13 protein-coding genes and 1 tRNA gene are annotated in these 18,011 nt (G+C 60.6%); 7 read left to right on the forward strand and 7 right to left on the reverse strand.

The window, feature by feature from the left end; genetic code table 11:
* Nucleotides 1-67: 67 nt before the first annotated feature.
* The 3 genes from V7714_RS00550 to hemN form a co-directional block, all read right to left on the reverse strand.
* Entirely contained in the window at nt 68-658 is a 591-nt protein-coding gene (locus V7714_RS00550) for a TetR/AcrR family transcriptional regulator (RefSeq protein ID WP_335387288.1), read from the reverse strand.
* 85 nt (nt 659-743) lie between these two features.
* Complete coding sequence (locus tag V7714_RS00555; RefSeq protein ID WP_335387289.1) at nt 744-1,193, reverse strand: universal stress protein; 450 nt, start codon at nt 1,191-1,193, stop codon at nt 744-746.
* Nucleotides 1,194-1,238: 45 nt separating this feature from the next.
* Nucleotides 1,239-2,639, reverse strand: coding sequence for an oxygen-independent coproporphyrinogen III oxidase (hemN, locus tag V7714_RS00560; RefSeq protein ID WP_335387290.1), 1,401 nt, complete (start codon nt 2,637-2,639; stop codon nt 1,239-1,241).
* Nucleotides 2,640-2,723: 84 nt separating this feature from the next.
* On the opposite strand from hemN, the gene fnr reads away from it, so the two are divergent.
* Entirely contained in the window at nt 2,724-3,470 is a 747-nt protein-coding gene (fnr, locus tag V7714_RS00565) for a fumarate/nitrate reduction transcriptional regulator Fnr (protein WP_335387291.1), read from the forward strand.
* 299 nt (nt 3,471-3,769) lie between these two features.
* Nucleotides 3,770-4,423: a hypothetical protein gene (locus tag V7714_RS00570; RefSeq protein WP_335387292.1), complete on the forward strand. Its 654-nt coding sequence runs from the start codon at nt 3,770-3,772 to the stop codon at nt 4,421-4,423.
* Nucleotides 4,424-4,671: 248 nt separating this feature from the next.
* Here V7714_RS00570 and V7714_RS00575 read toward each other — a convergent pair.
* The 3 genes from V7714_RS00575 to V7714_RS00585 all read right to left on the reverse strand — a co-directional run bounded on the left by V7714_RS00575 (nt 4,672) and on the right by V7714_RS00585 (nt 6,373).
* Nucleotides 4,672-4,762: transfer RNA gene (locus V7714_RS00575), tRNA-Ser, on the reverse strand.
* 60 nt (nt 4,763-4,822) lie between these two features.
* Nucleotides 4,823-5,542 carry a phosphoadenylyl-sulfate reductase gene (locus tag V7714_RS00580; protein ID WP_335387293.1) on the reverse strand — a complete coding sequence of 240 codons (720 nt, stop codon included), beginning with the start codon at nt 5,540-5,542 and terminating at the stop codon, nt 4,823-4,825.
* 57 nt (nt 5,543-5,599) lie between these two features.
* Nucleotides 5,600-6,373: a sulfite exporter TauE/SafE family protein gene (locus V7714_RS00585; RefSeq protein WP_335387294.1), complete on the reverse strand. Its 774-nt coding sequence runs from the start codon at nt 6,371-6,373 to the stop codon at nt 5,600-5,602.
* Between the two features lie 149 nt (nt 6,374-6,522).
* Between V7714_RS00585 and cysB the strand changes: the two genes are divergently transcribed.
* The 3 genes from cysB to V7714_RS00600 all read left to right on the forward strand — a co-directional run bounded on the left by cysB (nt 6,523) and on the right by V7714_RS00600 (nt 9,963).
* Complete coding sequence (cysB, locus tag V7714_RS00590) at nt 6,523-7,458, forward strand: HTH-type transcriptional regulator CysB (protein ID WP_335387295.1); 936 nt, start codon at nt 6,523-6,525, stop codon at nt 7,456-7,458.
* Nucleotides 7,459-7,670: 212 nt separating this feature from the next.
* Nucleotides 7,671-8,546, forward strand: coding sequence for a head GIN domain-containing protein (locus V7714_RS00595; RefSeq protein WP_335387296.1), 876 nt, complete (start codon nt 7,671-7,673; stop codon nt 8,544-8,546).
* Nucleotides 8,547-8,736: 190 nt separating this feature from the next.
* Nucleotides 8,737-9,963, forward strand: a complete 1,227-nt coding sequence (locus V7714_RS00600) for a head GIN domain-containing protein (protein WP_335387297.1) — start codon at nt 8,737-8,739, stop codon at nt 9,961-9,963.
* A gap of 261 nt (nt 9,964-10,224) precedes the next feature.
* On the opposite strand, the gene V7714_RS00605 is transcribed toward V7714_RS00600, so the two are convergent.
* The gene (locus V7714_RS00605; protein WP_335387298.1) at nt 10,225-12,291 is read right to left on the reverse strand and encodes a putative bifunctional diguanylate cyclase/phosphodiesterase; all 2,067 of its coding nucleotides are present in this window, start codon (nt 12,289-12,291) and stop codon (nt 10,225-10,227) included.
* Nucleotides 12,292-12,472: 181 nt separating this feature from the next.
* Here V7714_RS00605 and uvrB point away from each other — a divergent pair, with 181 nt between their 5' ends.
* Together uvrB and V7714_RS00615 are read left to right on the forward strand one after the other, a co-directional pair.
* Complete coding sequence (gene uvrB / locus V7714_RS00610) at nt 12,473-14,491, forward strand: excinuclease ABC subunit UvrB (protein WP_335387299.1); 2,019 nt, start codon at nt 12,473-12,475, stop codon at nt 14,489-14,491.
* 506 nt (nt 14,492-14,997) lie between these two features.
* Complete coding sequence (locus V7714_RS00615) at nt 14,998-17,901, forward strand: ribonucleoside-diphosphate reductase subunit alpha (protein ID WP_335387300.1); 2,904 nt, start codon at nt 14,998-15,000, stop codon at nt 17,899-17,901.
* Nucleotides 17,902-18,011 lie beyond the last annotated feature (110 nt).

An 18,011-nucleotide genomic window follows, 5' to 3' on the forward strand; every position in this document is an offset into this window, starting at 1 on the left:
TCGTCTAGTGTTTGTGCCAAATAAACCGGCCTTGCGGGCCGGATACTTACTACGGAGGTGCGATGAATCAGGTACTGAGCATACGTTCGGTGGCGGCACGGGCGGCATCGAGCGCGGCGCTGCCATGCTGGACCTTGGTGACCAGCGCGGCGCCCAGCCAGAGCTGGTACAAGGCAGCGGCCAGTGTCTCTGCCGGCATGCCGGGTGGCAGGGATTTATCGGCACGGCCGATAACAATAAAGGTGGTCACCCGCTCGATTATGCCGGCAATGCCTTGCTGCATCTGCCTGCGCATATCATCGGACAGGTCGCTGACCTCGCCGGTCAGCTTGACGACCAGGCAGCGCGAATTACCGCTGTTCTCGCAGGATACGCTGCACCAGCCGGCGAAGTAGGCGTCCAGCTTGGCACGGCCATTCAACTGCGGGTTGGCAACGATTTCATCGAGGATGGCGTGGTAGCGGCTGAAGAAACGCGACAGCAAGGCGACGCCGTAACCTTCCTTGGAGCCAAAGTAGTGATAGAACGAGCCCTTGGGTACGCCCGCCTGACCCAATATCTCGGCCAGGCCGACGGCGGCAAACCCCTTGCCCAGCATGATGCCCTCGCCAGTAGCAAGCAGGTGTTCGCGGGTGTCGTCAAAGTCTCGATTCAACATGGTGCGCAGTCTAAGCTCAATTAGACCGGTCGTCTAGTGTTTTATGCACGAGCATGGCCAGATCGTGTTGGGCCCTTTGCAGGCTCTAAGCAGACTGACCACGAACCAGCAGCACCGGCACAGGCGATAGCCTGGCCACCCCTTCTGCCGTGCTGCCCATGACCAGCCGCTGGAAACCCCGCAGCCCATGCGTGCCAATGACCAGCAGGTCGGCATGGGTGCGGCGGGCCTCCTGCAAGATCAGGTTGATGGTTTCGGCGGTGCGGCATTCTTCGGTGTGTACCTCGGCAGATACATCCTGCCTGGCGGCCAGGGCCTGTGCTTTGTGCAGCAGCGCCTGGCCTGCTTCACGCAGGGCATGGACATAGTCGGTCAATTCGGCGGTGCCGCTGTAGTCCATGTAGACCAGGTGCAGATCGACGACATGGAAGAGATGCAGTTTGGCACGCAAGGCGTGCGCAAGCCGGATGGCTTCTTCCAAGCCGCGGGTGGCGGTAGCGCTGCCGTCTAGGGGTACCAGAATACGTTTGTACATGGGTGGCCTCCACAGGGGGTGACGTTGGTACTCTGTCGGTGTTTGTTATATCAGGCTTGAAAACCGGGCGCTGTTGCGGGCCTCGCGCAGATGACGGTCAAACACCATGGCGATGCTGCGGGTCAGCCAGCGACCCTTGGGTGTGATCTCAAGCCCTTGGCGATGGAGTTTCAGCAAGCCTTGGCTGGCGAGTTGCTGCAATTGTTCAAGCTCGTAGGCGAAATAATGGTGGAAGTCGATCAGCCAACGGCTCTCCAGTGGCTCAAAGGCCACTTCGGATTGGCATAGCAGCGACTGGATGATGCTACGGCGGAGCAGATCGTCGGCAGCCAGTGTCATGCCGCGGGCGATGGGCAGGTGGTGGTGTGCCAGCGCATCATAGTAGTCCTCCAGCACCCTATGGTTCTGGGCGTAGCAAGCGCCGACCTTGCCTATGGCCGAAACACCCAGCCCGATCAGATCGCACTCTGCCTGGGTGGTATAGCCTTGGAAGTTTCTATGCAGCCGCCCCTGGCGCATGGCGACGGCGAGTTCGTCTTGGGGCAGGGCAAACTGCTCCAGGCCAAGATGGACATAGCCCGCGCCCTGCAACTGGGTGATGGCCTGCTGCAGCATTGCCAGCCTGTCGTCTGCTGTCGGCAGGGTGGCGGCGTCAATATGGCGCTGTGTCTTGAAGCGATCAGGCTGGTGGTTGTAGCGGTTGAGCGAGACGCGATCAGGTCGCCACATTAGCACTTGGGCCAGGGTGTCGGCCATGCTGGCCGGGGTCTGCCTTGGCAGGCCATAGAGCAGATCGATATGGATGGTGCGGTAGCCCAGGGCGCGGCCTTGCGCGATGGCGGCGGCGGTCAGGGACGCGGGCTGCATGCGATTGACGGCGAGCTGCACATCGGGGGAGAGATCCTGGAGGCTGATACTAAGGTGGCTGAAGCCATGGCTGGCAAGCAATTGCAGGCTTTGCGGCCCGATATGCCTGGGGTCGATCTCGACCGAGCATTCAGCGCCAGCAGCCAGCGGGAAATACCGCTGGAGGGCAGCCAGCAGGCGGCTTAGCTGCGCATCCTGCAGAAAGGTTGGGGTGCCACCACCCAGGTGCAGTTGGGTGACCTTGGGTGTCGCACCATAGGCCGTGCCTTGCAGGGCGATTTCCCGTTCGAGATAGTCCAGATAGGTATCGGCCTGGTTGTGATCGGCGGTGATGACCTTGTGGCTGGCACAGTAGTAACAGGCCGATACACAGAACGGCAGATGGACATACAGCGACAGGGGGCGAAGGCCACCCAGTGCGTGCGTCGCCAACGCATGGCGGTAGCGGTCTTCGTCGAAATCTTCAGAGAAGCGATCGGCGGTTGGATAGATGCCATAGCGCGTCACATCGTCATGGCGCTGCAGCAGCGGCAGATCGATCTCCAGCGGGGTCGTATCGGGTATGGCGGGGGCAGTCATTGGGTAGCGCCAGCGTAGGTCTTGGTTGCTGACACTGTAAGTAGCAGGCAGACTAATCGTATTGACCTTCATCAAGCACCAATCATGTCCGCTGCCCGCGAAATCATTCCCGTCCATGCCCTTAAAGCCGTGTGTTCGACCTGCAGCCTGCAGGAGCTGTGCCTGCCGCTAGGCCTGGCGCAGGAGGAAATGGTGCAGCTGGACGATGCTATCAACCAGCGCATGCCGGTACGGCGCGGTGAGGCACTGTTCCGCCTGGGCGACGCCTTTCGCTCGCTGTATGCAGTGCGCACCGGCTTCTTCAAGACCGTGGTGGTATCGGAGGACGGGCGCGAGCAGGTGACAGGCTTTCATATGGCCGGCGAACTGATGGGGCTGGATGCCTTCGGGACGGACCAGCACGGCTGCACCGCCATTGCGCTGGAGGACTGCGAGGTCTGCGAGCTGCCCTATCACCGCCTCGAGAACCTGGCACTGGAGATACCGGCACTCAACCGGCACCTGTATAAATTGATGAGCCGCGAAATCATCCGCGACCAGGGCGCCATGCTGTTGCTGGGCAATATGCGGGCAGAAGAGCGCCTGGCGGTGTTTCTGCTGAACCTGTCGCAGCGTATGGCGGCACGCGGCTTCTCCTCGCGCCAGTTTGTCTTGCGCATGACCCGCGAAGAGATAGGTAGCTATCTGGGCATGAAGCTGGAGACGGTGAGCCGTACCTTTTCACGCTTCCAGCAGGATGGCTGGATCAAGGTGCAGGGCAAGCAGATCGAAGTGCTGGACCTGGCGGCCATCAAGCAGCTGGTGTCGGGCTGCATAGGCTTGCAGCATTGAGATGGTGCACGTGCGGCATGGCTGAGGTTTTGGGCTGTGCGCGATGCGCCGCCCGATAGCTCTGGGCTTATCTCGGCCGGCCCTATAGCGCATGCCATGGACGCCTGAAGGGGGGGGCGCCGTCCTTCTTGGGCGAGGCGCCGGTATAGTATGATCAGCCCTTCGGCGTGATGGTCTGAAGCCGTCGTCTCGTCGTACACCTTATCCGTCCACTCACTCCTCGCCAGTGGCACGCGTGCTTTGAGCACACATGTTTATCTTCGTCGGTTTACCTCCATATCCGTTTATCAAGCAAGACCATGTCTTATATCCGAATTATCGCCAGCGCCTTGATCGCTTTGGCAGCTGTACCCAGCTACGCCAATAAGGAACCTTACTACGTTGAGGTTTGGGCCAATGTTCTCTATGGCACTGATGGCCATCCTCTTCAGTATTCGTTAGTGGATGAGGAGAAATATCCCCTTGCATTCGCTGACAACGTCAAGGCGCGGGTAGCCAAGACCAAGGTGCCACCCGCAGAGGCCGATGGCATGCCTGCAACGCTTCGAAGCGGCGTTCGGCTTGATTTTCTTGTCACCCCTAGTGCCGATGGTGGCGGACAAGTACGAATGGCGGGACTCTCGATGAGCCCAATACCGACCAAGCGCTACGCCGCGAGCTATCCTGATGACATCGCCCGATCGGGTGGCTGGGAGGGGGCTGTGGAGGCTGCCTGCACCGTTGGTATCGATGGCAAATGCCGTCTGATCGAGGTCAGGGCATTGCCAGGCATGCCGGAGAGTGTGCGTCGTTTTGCCAAGGCGTCGTTGGAGGGCTGGTCCTTCATTCCGCAAGAGCTTGCGGGGAAGCCCATCGAAGGGGAGTATGTTTTTCGAGTGCGTTTACACACCTTGGATACGTATCCAGAAGATTTCCGCCAGGATCGCTTCTTGCGGCTGCTGCACTCGCGATAACGACGCTTGTGTAGTGAATCCAAGCGAACGCACTTTCCGTGCGCTTGTTCTCATGGTGCACGACCCGCGAAAGCACAGGTAGGTCGGGCGCAGTGGACTTTAATTCCATCAAGCAGGTGAAACGCCCAGGTTTTCAGTGCTGAGCAGCTATTAGCGTGTAGCCCCACTGGGGCGGGAGGCTGAATCTGCAATGTACCGTGGTGAAAATAGAAAAGGCCCTGATCAATGATCAGGGCCTTTGCATTTCGTGGCGGAAAGGGGGGGATTCGAACCCCCGATAGGCTATTAACCTATACACGCTTTCCAGGCGTGCGACTTAAACCACTCATCCACCTTTCCGCGAAGCCGCGCATTATGCCGTAGCGGCCTTGGCTATGCAATCACCTGTACGCAAGTTTTTTATCGGGTCGGTAGCGCGCTGGTTTTGGCGTGCAGGCCGCACTCCTTGTTCTCGGGATTCTCCCACCACCAGCGGCCGGCGCGGACATCCTCGCCGGCGGCGATGGCGCGGGTGCAGGGGGCGCAGCCTATGCTGGGGTAGTGGCGGTCGTGCAGGGCGTTGTAGGGCACCTGATAGGCTTTGATATAGGCCCACACTTCTTTCTCGGTCCATTCCAGCAGCGGGTTGAACTTGGTGAGGCCGTTGGCCTCGTCCCATTCCTGCTCGGCCATATCGGTGCGGGTGGTCGATTGCTCGCGGCGCAGGCCGGTGACCCAGGCCTGCTTGCCGGCCAGGGCGCGGGCCAGGGGTTCCAGCTTGCGGATGCGGCAGCAGGCCTTGCGCGCTTCGATGGATTGATAGAAGGCGTTGATGCCTTGCTCATTGACATATTTCTCGACCGACTCGGCGCGCGGGAAGTAGACCAGCACGCGGGTGTCGGGATAGGCCTCGGCCGTGTGCTGCATCAGCTCGTAGGTTTCGGCTGGCAGGCGGCCGGTGTCCAGGCTGAAGATGCTGATGTCCAGCTGGTGCCGGGCGATCAGGTCGGTCAGCACCATGTCTTCGGCGCCCAGCGAGTTGGCGAAGACGGCGGGTGCGTGTTCACGCGCTACCTGTTGCAGCAAGGTCAGGGTGTGGGCCAGTTTGGCCTGGAGTTCGGGGCTCAGTACGGTTTCCATGGTTTCGGGTGTCCATGACGATGTTGGCGCCTCTGCGGGCGCTCATGGGGGGGTTATCTACCAGACCAGCTTGAGGCCGACCAGGGCGAGCATCAGGGCCAATGCCGGGCGCAGGGCGCCGTCGGGCACGCGGCCGGTCAGGTGGCTGCCCACCCAGATGCCGGGCAGCGAGCCGCACAGCAGGTTGGCCAGCAGCAACCAGTCTACGTGGCCGAGGCCGGCGTGGCCCAGGCCGGCGATCAGCGTTAATGGCACGGCGTGGGCGATCTCGGTGCCCACCAAGCGGGCAGTGGGGATCAGCGGGAATAGCAGGAATAGCGCGATGGTGCCGATGGCGCCTGCGCCGATGGAAGTCAGGGTCACCAGCACGCCCAGCAGCACGCCGACCATGAATGTCTTGAGGGGGAGTGAGGGCTTGCCGTCGGTGGATGTTGCTTGTTTGCCACGGGTCAGCGCCAGCAGGCGTGTCTTGAACAGGATGGCGAGGGCCGTGAGCAACAGGGCAATGCCGAGGGCGTGTTTGATCAGGGCATTGAGGGTGGTGACATCGGGATGCCAGACATGCAGCACCAGGACGGTAAGCAAAGCGGCCGGGACACTGCCTGCGGTGAGCCAGCCGTTGACCTTCCAGTCTATATTGCCAGCGCGCTGGTGCACGATAACGCCGCCGCACTTGGTGAAGGCGGCATACAGCAGATCGGTGCCGACGGCGGTGGCGGGATTGATGCCGAACCAGAGCAGTACGGGCGTCATCAGCGAGCCGCCGCCCACGCCAGTAAGGCCGACGATGAAACCCACGGCAAGGCCAGCGATGATATAGGCGAGATCCATACAGACAGTCTGGGGGAAAGCCTGCCATGCTAGCCCTACAGCCTAATAATCATTAAAGACTCATGTGTTAAGATTTTATACAACTCGGTTATTTCAATTTAGCGTTGCCCGGCAGCCTGGCTGGGCAGTGCGCAGAGTCAGGGTGGCACATGAAGCTTCAGCAACTGCGTTATCTCGTGGAAGTGGCCAAGCAGGGCCTGAATGTATCGGATGCGGCCGAGGCCTTGCATACCTCTCAGCCGGGTATATCGAAGCAGATACGCCTGCTGGAAGATGAGCTGGGGGTGCAGGTGTTTGTGCGCAACGGCAAGCGGGTGGTGGATGTGACCGCACCGGGCAAGGAGATACTGAAGATATCCGAGCGTATCCTGCGCGAAGCCAAGAACCTGAAGCGGGTGGCTGAGGAGTTTGTCAACGAGCAGGAGGGCGGGCTGGTGGTGGCCACCACGCACACCCAGGCACGTTATGCCCTGCCGCCGACCATACATGACTTCATGCAGCGCTACCCCGGGGTCAAGCTCTCGATCAAGCAGGGCAGCCCGACCCAGATCTGCGAGTTCGTGATGGATGGTTCGGCCGATATCGCCATTGCGACCGAGGGGATAGACCAGTTCCCTGAGTTGGCCATGCTTGATTGTTACAGCTGGAACCGCAGCATCATCGTGCCGGACAACCACCCCTTGCTGGATCTGAAAGGGCAGTTGCGCATAGAGGATGTGGCCAAGTACCCCATCATTACCTACGACTTTGCCTTTACCGGCCGCTCCAAGATCAATCGCGCATTTGAATCGTGCGGGCTGGCGCCTAACGTGGTGCTGACCGCCATCGATACCGATGTGATCAAGACCTATGTGGGCCTGGGCCTGGGCATAGGCATCGTGGCCAGTATGGCATTTGACGTGAAACGCGATGTCGGCCTGTTTGCCATCGATGCCTCGCACCTGTTCGAGCCTTCCACCACCCATATCGGCATACGCCGTGATGCCTACCTGCGCGGCTATACCTATTCCTTTATCGAGCGCTTTGCGCCACACCTGAGCCGTGCCGTGGTGGATGCGGCGCTCAACAACAAGGGCGAAGACTAAGCGCCTCTAACAAAACCCTTCTGGCGTTATTGTGCGAGCTTGCCGTACCCACGTACTGTCTGCTGCGCGCGCCAGCGTACGTACGCCTAGCCAGAACCGCTACGCTGGGTTTTGTTAGCGGCGCTAGGCTGCGGCCCGACAGGAGGGCGTGCATTTCCGGGGTAATGGATATAACATACCAATAAGAATGTTTACCTGAGAGGAGATGAGCAATGAAATACGGCTTGTTACTGGCACTTTGCGTGCCGCTGGCGGCTTGCAGCATCAATGTCGACAACGATGAGAAGACAGGTGATATCCGCAAGGTACACGTCTCTATCGGTGGCGTGGGTGGGATCAAGGGTAATGGTGTGGTCACCAAGGAAAGTCGCACCCTTGCGGCCGTAAAAACCGTGCAGTCTACGGGCAGCATGGATGTGGAAATCCGTATCGGCGATACACCCAGCATGGTGGTGGAGGGCGATGAGAATCTGGTCAAGCTGGTGGTGACCGAGCAGGTGGGCGACAAGCTGATCATCAAGACTGAGGGGGCTTTCTCTACCGACCGCGGGCTGAAGGTGAGCATTGTTACCCCGGCCCTGGCGAGCCTGGAGAATACTGGTTCGGGTAGCGTGGCGGTGCGTGGTCTGGCTGGCGGCGACCTGCTGGTGGAGTCGACCGGATCGGGCGAGACCAGCCTGAGTGGCAAGCTGGGCAAGTTGACGGTGCGCATGGTGGGCTCAGGCGACTTGGTTGGCGATGGGCTGTTGCCTACCGACGTGAAGATAGACGTGCTGGGCTCGGGCGAGGCCAAGCTTGGCCGTATCGAGGTGGACAGGTTCGAGGCGGCGATCAAGGGTTCCGGCGGGGTGGAGGCCAGTGGGCTTGCCAAGATGCTGGAAGGCAATGTGATGGGCTCGGGTGAATTGGACTTGCAAGGGCTGCAAAGCCAGGAGGCCAAGCTGGATCTGATGGGTTCGGGTGATATGCGGGTCCATGCCGTTGCTTCGGTGATTGCCAATGCCATGGGCTCGGGCGATATCACGATCTGGGGCAAGCCGGCCAAGCAGCAACTAAGTGGCGAGAACGCGAGGCTGGCCGCAGAGTAGGCGGCAGCATGCTGTATCTGGCACAACATGAAGCCAGCCCTAGAGGGGCTGGCTTTTTTGTTGCTGGGACTATGCCGGGTGCGGTCTGTTGTATTCATCGCATCGCCATGCCCAGAAGGTAATGCGGTGCTGGCTAACCGGCGATTTTCATATAACATACCAATAAGTATGTTTAATGATGAGGTGCGCGATGAAAAACGGACTCTGGTTGATGCTGTGCCTGCCCATGATGGCGTGTACCGTGCATGTGAATGGCGATGAAGCCACAGAGGGTGGCGGCAAGTGGCATGTCTCGGTGGGTGGTTGGGGCGGTGTGAAAGGCAATGGCAAGCTGGTGACCGAGACCCGTCCGCTGGCTGCTGTGCAAGGTGTAGAGCTGCGCGGGCCGATAGAGGTGAATGTGCGTGTGGTGGCGGGCAGTGCTGCCAGCATGACACTGGAGGGCGATGAGAATCTGCTCAAGTTCATCGTGACGGAACAGGTGGGCGACGCGTTGGTGATACGCACCAACGGCAATTTCTCTAGCACGCGGCCGTTGAAGGTCAATCTGGTATTGCCTGCCCTGGCGCGTATCAACAGCAGCGGCTCTGGCGATATTGTGGTGCAGGGCCTGGATGCGCAACGCTTTGAGCTGGAGGCATCTGGCCCTGGCGATACCCGGCTGGAGGGCAAGGTGGCCGAGCTGGATGGCAATGTCAGCGGCTCGGGCGATCTGGTGCTGGACAGGCTGGAAGCCGGCCGCGTGGTGCTGGATCAATCCGGCCCCGGCGATGTGACCTTGCGGGGGCGGGCCAGCAGCCTGCAAGCGACCGTATCGGGCTCGGGCGATCTGATGTTGGCTGGCCTGGAAGGCCCGGCGGAGCTGCGCCTGGATGGCCCAGGCAGCGCATCGGTGCGAGGCAAGGTGGCCGGATTGCTGGTGCAGAGCAGCGGCAGTGGTAGTGTGGCGGTGGATGGCATCAGCGGCGGTACGGTCAAGGTGGATGGTAGCGGCCCCGGCGATATACGGCTGGTGGGCCAGGCCAGCAACATCAAGATTGCCCTCACCGGTAGTGGCGATCTGAATGCCGGTGCGCTATCCATGCAGGATGTGGAGCTGGAGATGCACGGCCCGGGTGATGTGATGCTGGGTACCGTAGCGGCTGAGCGCTTTCACGCGCAGATGTCCGGTTCGGGCGACCTGCAAGCTGTAGGTAGTGTCCGCGATCTGCTGCTGCAGGTGGATGGCCCCGGCGAGGCGGGTTTGAGCCGCTTGGTGGCACAGAATGCCAAGCTGCAGAGCACGGGGTCGGGCGATATCAGCGCGGATGTGCGCAACCGGCTGGAGGCGCAATCTGATGGGCCGGGCGAGATACGGGTGCAGGGCAAACCGGCAGAGCGCAATGTGCAGGGCAAGCGGGTGCAGGTGCAGAGTTAGCGATAGACGGCCTTGCTGATGGATACCAATAGCCCGGTTTGATGCCGGGCTATTTGCTGGTTGGTTTGCTAAGAGCCTGTTCAAAGTCTTTTCGCCGCGCGCCGGCCCTCCGGGTTCGCAGCCTTGCCGGCGAAGGGCGGCGTTGCAAGCCGCTGACGGTACCGATACCGGAACCGGTACCGCTGCGCGGCTTGCACCTTGCCCTTCATCCGGCAAGGTTGCGAACGACGCGGCGAAAAGACTTTGAACAGGCTCTAAGGATCAAACTGGCTTTTTGCGCCACTGCGCCAGGAACTCCGGCACCTTGTCGGCGGGGATGGGCGGGGCGACCAGAAAGCCCTGCATTTCGTCGCAGCCCAGTTGCTCCAGGAAATCCAGCTGCTCGGCGGTTTCCACGCCTTCGGCAATGACCTTGAGCCGCAGGTTCTTGGCCAGGCTGACCACGGCGCCTGCAATGGCGGCGTCGTCTGGGTCGTCCAGTATGTCGATGACAAAAGAGCGGTCGACCTTGAGCTTGTCGAGGGGGAAGCGCTTGAGGTAGTTGAGCGAGGAGTAACCCGTGCCAAAGTCGTCGATGGACAGCCGCACGCCCATGCGCTTCAACGCGCCCAGGGTGAGGATGGCTTCGTTTACATCGTCCATCAGGGTACTTTCGGTCACCTCCAGCTCCAGCCATTCGGGTGCCAGGCCGGCATCCTGCAGGGCTTTGGTGGTGACGTCTTCCAGTTGCTCGGCAAACTGGCGGGCAGAGACGTTGACGGCAACCGGGGCGTGCAGCAGCCCGGCCAACTGCCAGGCCTTGTTCTGCCGGCAGGCCTCGTGCAGTACCCACTCGCCCATGGGCACGATCAGGCCGGTTTCTTCGGCCGCAGGGATAAAACGGTTGGGTGGAACCAGGCCCAGATCGGGGTGGCGCCAGCGCATCAGGGCTTCCATGCCGATGACTTCGCGGGTCTTGATATCGATTTGCGGCTGGTAGTAGAGCAGGAATTCCTTATTGACCAGGGCCTGGCGCAGATGGTTGTCCAGCAGCAGGAATTCGGCGCTGCGCTGGTTCATGTCCTGGGTAAAGAATCGGAAGGTGTTGCGGCCGGCCTTCTTTGCTGCCTGCATGGCGGTTTCGGCGTGCTGGATCAGCGTCTCGCGCTCGATACCATCGTCGGGGTAGACCGCCACCCCTATGCTGCCGGTGATGGTCAGGCTTTGCGAGCCGACCTGGTGCGGGGATGCCAGGGCCAGCAATAGGCGGCCGCACAGTGTAGAGGCCTGGTCGGGCGTATCCAGCTCGGGGTAAAGCAGCAGGAACTGGTCCGCGCCATAGCGGCAGACTGTCATCTCTATATTGGCGACATCGCGCAGGCGCTGGGCCACCGCTCGAAGCAACTGGTCGCCCTGGTGATTGCCCAGGGTGTCGTTGATGGCCTTGAAGCGGTCCAGATCGATAAACAGCAGGGCCATATGGCTGCCCATGCGCTCGGCCCGCGACATGGCCTGGGCGATGCGGTCGGACAGCAGCGCGCGGTTGGGCAGGCTGGTGAGCACATCGTAATAGACCAGCCGTTCCAGTTGCTGCTCAAAACGCTGGCGTTCGGTCAGGTCGGTGAAAATCGCCAGATAATGCTCTACCTCGCCGGCGGCATCGCGCACGCGCACTACGGTCTGCCAGGTGGGCATGAGTCTGCCGTCGCGGCGGCGGTAGATTACCTCGCCCTGCCAGGCATTGTCGTATTCCAGCGCGTGCCAGATATCGGGATAGGGGTTGGCCTCGTCCTGGCCGGATGGTGTGAGGTGTTCGGGTTGTTCGTTCAGCACATCGTCGGCGCTAAAGCCGGTCAGCTCGGTAAAAGCGGGGTTGACCAGCCGGATGCGCTTGTCCGCACCCAGTATCATCAGGCCTTCGGTGGTGTGCTCGAACATCATGACCGAGAGCCGGGCGCGCTCTTCTACCTCGGCCATTTCGGTGATGTCGCGTGCGCTGTGCATGGCGCCGGCGATATGGCCATCGGCGGTGAGGCAGGGCTCGAAGCGGAAATCAAGACAGCGGTGGCCTTGCGATGGGATATCCCGCCAGCCGCGATTGCGGGTGACCTGGCCACCCAGCGCGGCCTCCAGGGCTTTGTTGAACTTGTCTGCATGCTCGCTGGGGTAGAGCTGCATGGCGTGTTGTTCCAGCACGTCCTGCATCTGCCGGCCCAGCATTTCGGCGGCGGCTGTATTGGCAAAGCGGCAGACCAGTTCCTTGTCGAATACCAATACCGCATCCCCAAAGCGGTCGAGCAGCGCTTCTGCGTAAGACCAATCCGGCTTGGGTACTTGGGGTTCGGACATGACGAGTCTGATGCAAGGATGGTGTAAATACTTTAGCCGATTCTGTTGCTTCCGTCCGGTTTGCCTTGTGTGGCGCTACAATCGCTGGCGTTGGTAGAAAGGCTGCCCCCTTGTTTGTCCGGGCGGTGTTTTATCCGCCCTTATCTAATAGGTTCTCAATCAGGTTCTGCAAAAGGCCACCATGATCGTCACTTTTCCCGATAGCCCTTACCGCCTGCATCAGCCTTTTCCGCCTGCTGGCGACCAGCCCTCTGCGATTGATGGCTTGGTCGAGGGGCTGGAGGATGGCTTGCGTTTTCAGACGCTGTTGGGGGTGACGGGGTCGGGCAAGACCTACACCATGGCCAATGTGATTGCCCGCACCGGCCGGCCGGCCATCGTGATGGCACCTAACAAGACTCTGGCGGCGCAGCTGTATGCCGAGTTCCGGGAGTTCTTTCCCGAGAACGCGGTGGAGTATTTCGTCTCTTATTACGATTACTACCAGCCCGAGGCCTATGTGCCCAGCCGTGATCTGTTCATCGAGAAGGATTCGCAGATCAACGAGCATATCGAGCAGATGCGCCTGTCGGCCACCAAGGCCATTCTGGAGCGGCCCGATTGCATCATCGTGGCCACCGTATCGGCTATCTACGGTATTGGCGACCCCAGCGACTATCACAAGATGATTCTGCACGTGCGGGAAGGGGAGAAAATGCCCCAGCCCGAATTAGTGACCCGCCTGGTGCAGATGCAGTATGAGCGCAATGAGATCGACTTTGGTCGCGGTACCTTTAGGGTGCGCGGCGATGTGATTGATGTGTTTCCCGCCGAAAATGCCGATCTGGCAGTGCGTATCGGCATGTTTGACGACGAGATTGAGCAGATACAGCTGTTCGACCCGCTGACCGGCCATATCAAGCAACGGGTGGGGCGTTTTACCGTGTTCCCCTCCAGCCACTATGTCACCCCGCGCGCCACAGTGCTGCGCGCCATCGAGACCATCAAGGAAGAGCTGCGTACCCGGCTGGAGTTCTATCACAAGGAACATAAGCTGGTAGAGGCGCAGCGGCTGGACCAGCGGACCAAGTTCGACCTGGAAATGCTGCAGGAGATGGGCTTTTGCAAGGGCATTGAAAACTACTCGCGGCATTTCTCGGGCAAGCCGGCTGGCTCGCCGCCGCCCACGCTGATCGACTACTTGCCCGAAGGCGCCTTGATGTTCCTGGACGAGTCGCATGTGCTGATCGGCCAGGTGGGTGCCATGTACAAGGGCGACAGGTCGCGCAAGGAGAATCTGGTCGATTATGGCTTCCGCCTGCCCAGCGCGCTGGACAACCGGCCGCTCAAGTTCGAGGAATTCGAGACCATGATGCCGCAGACGGTGTTTGTCTCGGCCACCCCAGCCAAGTACGAGGCCGAGCACCAGGGCAAGGTGGTGGAGCAACTGGTACGTCCTACCGGCCTGGTGGACCCGGTTATCCATGTGCGGCCGGTCACCACCCAGGTTGACGACCTGATGAGCGAGATACGCAAGCGCACCGACGTAGGCGAACGGGTGTTGGTGACCACGCTCACCAAACGCATGGCGGAGCAGCTGACCGATTACTTTACCGAGCACCATATCAAGGTGCGTTACCTGCATTCGGATATCGACACGGTGGAGCGGGTGGAGATATTGCGCGACCTGCGCCTGGGCGAGTTTGATGTGCTGATCGGCATCAACTTGCTGCGCGAGGGCCTGGATATTCCCGAGGTATCGCTGGTAGCCATACTGGATGCAGACAAGGAAGGCTTTCTGCGCAGCGAGCGCTCGTTGATACAGACCATAGGCCGTGCCGCCCGTAACCTGAACGGCACCGCCATACTCTATGGCGACCGGATTACCGACAGCATGCGCCGCGCCATCGACGAGACCGAGCGGCGGCGGGCCAAGCAGGTGGCGTTCAACGAAGCCAACGGAATCACCCCACGGGGCGTGGTCAAGCGCATCAAGGACATTATCGACGGGGTGTATGACGAAGATGCCGCCCGCGCCGAGCGGCTGGAACGCCAGGGCCGTATCCTGCTGGAGGATATGGATGAGAAGACGCTGGCCAAGCAGCTCAAGCAGATAGAAAAATCCATGATGGAGGCGGCCAAGAACCTGGAGTTCGAGAAGGCGGCCGAACTACGCGACCAGTTGCACAAGCTGCGCGAGCGGGTTTTTGGCGCTGGTTGACGGCGTATCACCCCCGAAACAGGAGCGCCCTTGCGCAAGGCAAGGGCGCTTTTTTTATGCTGCGATTGCGGCATTGTTTGCCCGGTTTTGCCACCGTGCCGTAGTTGTCCCCAGAATTATCCACAGTCCCGCCAGGGGGCATCGGGCCTGCAAAAACGGCGGCCCTGGTGCCGATTGCGGCTGGCCTGTTGCGTTAGGCCCAGTATCTACGGGGTGGTAAAAACAACTGTTGCTTGCGGCGGGTCGCATCACTAGAATTAGTAGTCAGAGCAGTCAAAAAACACTACATATAGTGTTTTCCACATTTTCTACACAGAATTATGCACACCCCATTCCGGGCCTGCCGGAATGTACTTTTAGGGTGTGCGTTCAGGGTAGACGGGCTGAACAGGCATCTCCTGCCAGCCTACGCACCATCTGAACATCCCACCCAGCTCGGGGCCTTGGCGCGCATGGCGCCCAGGGTCTCGTAGGCAATCAACACCTAGAAAAGGGGAAGTCCTCACATGTACGCCACCACCGATACCGCCAGCACCACACGCGCCTCGTACCCACAGGGTAACGACAGCGTGGGTTCGACTGCCGCTCAGCAGGTTGCCGAGTACAAAACCATACGCCGCAACGGTGCCGTCGTGCCGTTCGAACCTATGAAGATCTCGGTTGCCGTGACCAAGGCCTTCCTGGCTGTGCATGGTGGTGCTGCTGCGCAATCGGCCTCGGTGCGCGAGACGGTGCAGCGTGTGACCGACCTGGTGGTGAACGCCCTGATGCGCCGCAAGCCTGAAGGCGGCGCCATCCACATTGAAGATATCCAGGACCAGGTTGAACTGGCCCTGATGCGCTCGGGCGAGCACGATGTGGCCCGTGCCTATGTGCTGTACCGCGAGCGCCGGCATCAGGAACGCCTGGCCAAGGGTGAGGCAGAGCATGCCCCAGTGGCCGGCATCAATATCAATGACGAAGGCGTGAGCAAGCCGCTGGATGTGGCCAAGCTGCGCGCCATTGTGCAATCGGCCTGTTCGGGCTACGAGACGGTGACCGACCCCGAGCACATCATTACCGAGACCCTGAAGAACCTGTACGACGGCGTGCCGGCCGAGGAAGTACGCAAGTCTGCCGTGCTGTCCGCCCGCCAGCTGATCGAGAAGGAACCCGCCTACAGCCGCGTGACCGCCCGCCTGCTGATGCACAGCCTGCGCCGCGAAGTGCTGGAAGAAGAAGTTACCCACGAGGAAATGGCGACCCGTTACGCCGAGTATTTCCCCAAGTTCATCAAGCAGGGTATTGAGGCCGAGCTGCTGGACCCGGAGCTGGCCCAGTTCGACCTGGCGCGCCTGGGCGCTGCCATGAAGTACGAGCGCGACTACCAGTTCGACTACCTGGGCCTGCAAACCCTGTTCGATCGTTACTTCCTGCATATCCACGGCCATCGTATCGAGCTGCCGCAGGCCTTCTTCATGCGCGTGGCCATGGGCCTGGCTATCCGCGAGATTGATCGCGAAGCCCGTGCCATCGAGTTCTACAACGTGCTGTCGACCTTCGACTTCATGTCGTCGACCCCGACCCTGTTCAACTCGGGCACCCTGCGCTCGCAGCTCTCCAGCTGCTACCTGACCACCATTGCCGATGACCTCGATGGTATCTATGAAGGCCTGAAGGAAAACGCACTGCTGTCGAAGTTTGCCGGCGGCCTGGGCAACGACTGGACCCCGGTGCGCGCCCTGGGCTCGCATATCAAGGGCACCAACGGCAAGTCGCAAGGTATTGTTCCCTTCCTCAAGGTGGTGAACGACACCGCCGTGGCAGTGAACCAGGGCGGCAAGCGCAAGGGCGCCGTGTGTGCCTACCTGGAAACCTGGCACGCCGATATCGAGGAGTTCCTCGAACTGCGCAAGAACACCGGCGATGACCGCCGCCGCACCCACGACATGAACACCGCGAACTGGATACCGGACCTGTTCATGAAGCGCGTGATTGAAGGCGGTGAATGGTCGCTGTTCAGCCCCAGCGAAGTGCCCGACCTGCATGAACTGTTTGGCAAGGCCTTTGAAGAAGCCTACGTCCGCTACGAAGCCAAGGCAGAGCGCGGCGAGATGCGCGTATACAAGAAGATCCCGGCCCTGCAGCTGTGGCGCAAGATGCTGACCATGCTGTTTGAAACCGGCCACCCCTGGTTCACCTTCAAGGACCCCTGCAATATCCGCAGCCCGCAGCAGCACGTGGGTGTGGTGCACTCGTCCAACCTGTGTACCGAGATCACACTGAACACCAACGACAACGAAATCGCTGTGTGTAACCTGGGTTCGGTGAACCTGGTCAACCACATGGTGAAGGGTGCCGACGGCCAGTTCAGCCTGGATGGCGACAAGGTGAAGCGTACCGTCCGCACCGCCATGCGCATGCTGGACAACGTGATTGATATCAACTTCTACCCGGTCAAGAAGGCACGCAACTCCAACCTCAAGCACCGCCCCGTGGGCATGGGCATCATGGGCTTCCAGGATTGCCTGCACATGCTGCGCGTACCTTACGCATCGGACGCCGCAGTCGAATTCGCCGACCGCTCGATGGAAGTGGTGGCCTACCACGCCTACTACGCCAGCACCGAGTTGGCCGAAGAGCGCGGCAAGTACCCCAGCTACGCCGGTAGCCTGTGGTCCAAGGGCATCCTGCCGCAAGACAGCATCGACATGCTGGCCGAAGCACGCGGTGGCTATGTTGAAATGGATCGCAGCGAAACCCTGGATTGGGCCACCCTGCGCGCCCGCATCGCCACCTACGGCATGCGCAACTCCAACTGCTTGGCCATCGCCCCGACCGCGACCATTGCCAACATCGTCGGCGTATCGGCCTCGATCGAGCCGAACTACCAGAACATCTTCGTGAAATCCAACCTCTCGGGCGAATTCACGGTGATCAACGAACACCTGGTGCACGACCTGAAGGAACGCGGCCTGTGGGACGACGTGATGATAGGCGACATCAAGTACTTCGACGGCTCGCTGTACCGCATCGACCGCGTACCGCAAGACCTCAAGGACATCTACGCCACCGCCTTTGAAGTGGAAGCCCAATGGCTGGTGGAATGCGCCTCGCGCCGCCAGAAGTGGATAGACCAGGCACAAAGCCTGAATATCTACATGGCCGGTGCCAGCGGCAAGAAGATGGACGACCTGTACCGCCTGGCCTGGGTACGTGGCCTGAAGACCACTTACTACCTGCGCACCCTGTCGGCATCCAGCGCCGAAAAATCCACCGGCCGTGGTGGTGAACTGAACGCCGTGCCCGTGGGCGGTGGCCAGATCGCCGCAGCCCCGGCAGCTGCCGCTAGCTATGCCGCAGGGGAGGGCGCCGCTGAGTCGGCAAAGTTTTGCAGCATTGACAATCCCGAGTGCGAAGCCTGTCAATGACAGGCTGAGCGTGAGGGATAGCGGCGAAGCCACAATCCCGGGCGGTCGTGAGACCGCCGCTGACGCAGTCGGTAGTGCAGAGTCTGTCAATGACAGGCTGAGCGCGAGGG

Source organism: Chitinimonas sp. JJ19 (assembly GCF_036961565.1).
Classification (GTDB): domain Bacteria; phylum Pseudomonadota; class Gammaproteobacteria; order Burkholderiales; family Chitinimonadaceae; genus Chitinimonas.

What these genes read in the sequence shown, in the direction of transcription:
- cysB (WP_335387295.1), top strand. Translation starts at nt 6,523, where the DNA reads ATGAAGCTTCAGCAACTGCGTTATCTCGTGGAAGTGGCCAAGCAGGGC.
- fnr (WP_335387291.1), top strand. Translation starts at nt 2,724, where the DNA reads ATGTCCGCTGCCCGCGAAATCATTCCCGTCCATGCCCTTAAAGCCGTG.
- V7714_RS00615 (WP_335387300.1), top strand. Translation starts at nt 14,998, where the DNA reads ATGTACGCCACCACCGATACCGCCAGCACCACACGCGCCTCGTACCCA.
- V7714_RS00550 (WP_335387288.1), bottom strand. Translation starts at nt 658, where the DNA reads ATGTTGAATCGAGACTTTGACGACACCCGCGAACACCTGCTTGCTACT.
- V7714_RS00605 (WP_335387298.1), bottom strand. Translation starts at nt 12,291, where the DNA reads ATGTCCGAACCCCAAGTACCCAAGCCGGATTGGTCTTACGCAGAAGCG.
- V7714_RS00555 (WP_335387289.1), bottom strand. Translation starts at nt 1,193, where the DNA reads ATGTACAAACGTATTCTGGTACCCCTAGACGGCAGCGCTACCGCCACC.
- V7714_RS00595 (WP_335387296.1), top strand. Translation starts at nt 7,671, where the DNA reads ATGAAATACGGCTTGTTACTGGCACTTTGCGTGCCGCTGGCGGCTTGC.
- hemN (WP_335387290.1), bottom strand. Translation starts at nt 2,639, where the DNA reads ATGACTGCCCCCGCCATACCCGATACGACCCCGCTGGAGATCGATCTG.
- V7714_RS00570 (WP_335387292.1), top strand. Translation starts at nt 3,770, where the DNA reads ATGTCTTATATCCGAATTATCGCCAGCGCCTTGATCGCTTTGGCAGCT.
- uvrB (WP_335387299.1), top strand. Translation starts at nt 12,473, where the DNA reads ATGATCGTCACTTTTCCCGATAGCCCTTACCGCCTGCATCAGCCTTTT.
- V7714_RS00600 (WP_335387297.1), top strand. Translation starts at nt 8,737, where the DNA reads ATGAAAAACGGACTCTGGTTGATGCTGTGCCTGCCCATGATGGCGTGT.
- V7714_RS00585 (WP_335387294.1), bottom strand. Translation starts at nt 6,373, where the DNA reads ATGGATCTCGCCTATATCATCGCTGGCCTTGCCGTGGGTTTCATCGTC.
- V7714_RS00580 (WP_335387293.1), bottom strand. Translation starts at nt 5,542, where the DNA reads ATGGAAACCGTACTGAGCCCCGAACTCCAGGCCAAACTGGCCCACACC.